The 2,970-nt window shown below is 63.0% G+C and carries 2 protein-coding genes; one reads left to right on the forward strand and one right to left on the reverse strand.

The window, feature by feature from the left end; translation table 11 throughout:
* Positions 1 to 397: 397 nt before the first annotated feature.
* On the reverse strand, positions 398 to 1,849 hold the full coding sequence (locus ACTHNE_RS07805) for a bifunctional 2-methylcitrate dehydratase/aconitate hydratase (RefSeq protein WP_324945417.1): 1,452 nt from the start codon (positions 1,847 to 1,849) through the stop codon (positions 398 to 400).
* A 296-nt stretch (positions 1,850 to 2,145) separates the two neighbouring features.
* Here ACTHNE_RS07805 and ACTHNE_RS07810 point away from each other — a divergent pair, with 296 nt between their 5' ends.
* Complete coding sequence (locus ACTHNE_RS07810; RefSeq protein WP_414649767.1) at positions 2,146 to 2,814, forward strand: TerC family protein; 669 nt, start codon at positions 2,146 to 2,148, stop codon at positions 2,812 to 2,814.
* The last annotated feature ends 156 nt before the right edge of the window (positions 2,815 to 2,970 follow it).

Here is a 2,970-nt window from a genome sequence, read left to right on the forward strand (position 1 = left end):
AATCCGTTCGGCCATGCCGGGGCAGTGCTGCTCGTGCCGCTGCTGGCAGCCGTGGTGTCCTGCGCGTGAACGGCACCTACGCCGCCCAGGGCAAGAGCGATCAGAAAATACAGGCCCTTACGTTTCATCAGGTGTCTCCTCTTCTTAATGAGTAGGGCATTCATCCCGCCAGACAAATCGCTTTCGTCACTCCATTCAAAGTGATGGACGAATTTCCTGCGATGACCAAATACCCGGCGCGCGCGAGTTTAACAACTTTTAAACGATTTGCAAAATGACCGATAACAGCCGGCCACCCCACAGTCTGCTTACCCCAACAACGCTCGGCTCCGGCTCAACACCATGTCGAACCGGAAGCCTCTGCCCCACTGCTTAAGATTCTCTGCTTACGCCGTCGTCACAGCGTGAAGAGACTGAGGAAGTTCTGTATGGGCATGGCATCGAGCCTGGCCGGATCGGCGGTGGCTTCCAGGATGGCCCTCACTTTGTGGGCCGGGAAATGCCCGCGCATGGCCCCTTCGAACTTCGTGAGCAGCACCGGAATACCTTCGGCGCGGCGCTTGCGGTGGCCGATCGGGTAGTCGATGGAGACCTTCTCGGTGCTGGAGCCGTCCTTGAAGAACACCTGCACGGCGTTGCCGATGTAGCGCTTCTCCGGATCGAAATAGTCCTTGGTGAACTGCGGGTTCTCGGCCACCACCATCTTTTCGCGCAGCGCGTCGATGCGCGGATCGGCGGCGACGTCGTCGTTGTAGTCGTCGGCGGTGAGGCGGCCGAAGATCAGCGGCACCGCCACCATGTACTGGATGCAATGGTCGCGGTCGGCGTAGTTGGCCAGCGGGCCGGTCTTGTCGATGATGCGGCAGCCGGCTTCCTGGGTTTCGATCACCACCTTCTCGATCTGGTCGAGCTTGCCGGCGACCTGCGCATGCAGCTTCATCGCGCACTCCACCGCGGTCTGCGCGTGGAATTCGGCCGGAAAGCTGATCTTGAACAGCACGTTTTCCATCACGTAGCTGCCGAACGGACGCTCGAACTCGAACGCCTTGCCCCTGAACGCCACGTCGTAATAGCCCCAGGTCTTGGCGCTGAGCGCGGAGGGGTAATCCACCACGCCGCGGTACACCGCATTGATCGCGTGCGTGACCGCGCGACGGCAGGCGTCGCCGGCGGCCCAGCTCTTGCGCGGGCCGGCGTTGGGCGCATGGCGATAGGTACGCAGCGCGCCGTTGTCGATCCAGCTGTGCGACACGGCGGTGATGATCTGTTCCTTGCTGCCGCCGAGCATCGCCGTGGCCACCGCGGTGGAGGCCAGGCGCACCAGAATGACGTGATCCTGACCCACACGATTGAAGCTATTGAGCAGCGCGTAGCAACCCTGGATTTCATGCGCCTTGATCGCATAGGCGAGCACGTCGCGCACGCTCAGCGCCTTGCCGCCTTCACGCTCGGCCTTGCGGCTCAGGTAATCGGCCACGGCCAGGATCGCGCCCAGGTTGTCGGAAGGATGGCCCCATTCGGCCGCCAGCCAGGTGTCGTTGAAATCGAGCCAACGGATCTGCGTGCCGATCGCGAACGCGGCTTGTACCGGATCTAGCTCATGACTCGTACCCGGCACGCGCGCGCCGCCCGGCAGCGTGGCGCCCGGCACGATCGGGCCGAGGTGCTTCACGCATTCGGGAAACTTCATCGCCATCGTCGCGGTGGCGAGCGAATCGAGCAGCATGTAGCGCGCGGTGTCGTACGCCTCGGTCGAATCGATCCGGTAATCGGCGACATAGTTGGCGATGTCGACCATCGGCTGATCGGGATCGGGACGCTTGGCGGAACGGATGTCGTGCGCGCTCATGGGGAGTCTCGCGGTAAGGGAAAACGGAAATTGTAGCGGGGAACGTGCAGCGGGACATGCTGCGAGCGCGCCATGCTTGACCGGCCAGACCCACGCGCCGACAATCCCCGCACCACCCCAAGGGGGAGTAGTTCCGGATGCGCTTTGTGCATCCGCGCGGCGATCGTCATCACGAGCGAAGCATCGCTCCGGGCGCCGTGGCAGCCAGGCTGAGAACGAGACTTTTGCGGTGACGACGGGCTCTGCGCGCGCCCGTTTGTCGCCGCTTTGAGTCCCGCGCGCCAAGGAATCGCATGATGCTCCCCACCCACCTGCTGTCGGATCTGTTCACCATCGTCCTGCTGGACCTTGTGCTGGCCGGCGACAACGCGATCGTGATTGCCCTGGCCGCGCGCAATCTCGCACCGCAGCTGCAAAAGCGCGCAGTGATCTGGGGCACGCTCGGCGCCATCGTCGTGCGCATCGTCATGACGGTACTGGTGGTGTATCTGCTGGAACTGCCTGGCTTGATGCTGATAGGCGGTCTGCTGTTGCTGCCGATCGCCTGGAAGTTGCTGAAGCCAGGCAATGACGAACACGGCAACGTCGCGCCGGCTCAAGGCTTTTGGGCGGCGCTGCGCACCATCGTAGTGGCCGACGTCTTGATGGGCCTGGACAACGTGCTGGCGATCGCCGGCGCCGCCAAGGGACACATGGGCCTGGTCGTGATCGGCCTCTTGATCAGCATTCCGCTGGTGGTGTGGGGTTCAACGCTGATCCTCAAGCTGATCCAGCGCTTCCCGATCATCATCTATGCGGGTGCCGCGGCGATCGCGTGGACGGCCGGCCGCATGATCAGCCACGAGACACTGTGGCGCGCATGGTTCGATGCGCACGGCTGGATGAAGCACCTGCTGGAGATCGGCCTGGCGTTGATCGTATGCGCCGGCGGCTATCTGTTCTATCGCCGCCGCAAAACCGCTTGAGGCCCGCGGCATTACACGCCACACTGCGCGGCGTTTTCGCCAGCACGGAATTATCATGAAACTGTATTACCTCCCCGGCGCCTGCTCGATGGCCGATCACATCGTGCTCGAATGGATCGGCCATCCTTACGAGGCACAGCAGGTTGCGCGCGATGC

It is taken from the genome of Dyella sp. (assembly GCF_051954575.1).
Taxonomy (GTDB): Bacteria; Pseudomonadota; Gammaproteobacteria; order Xanthomonadales; family Rhodanobacteraceae; genus Dyella_B.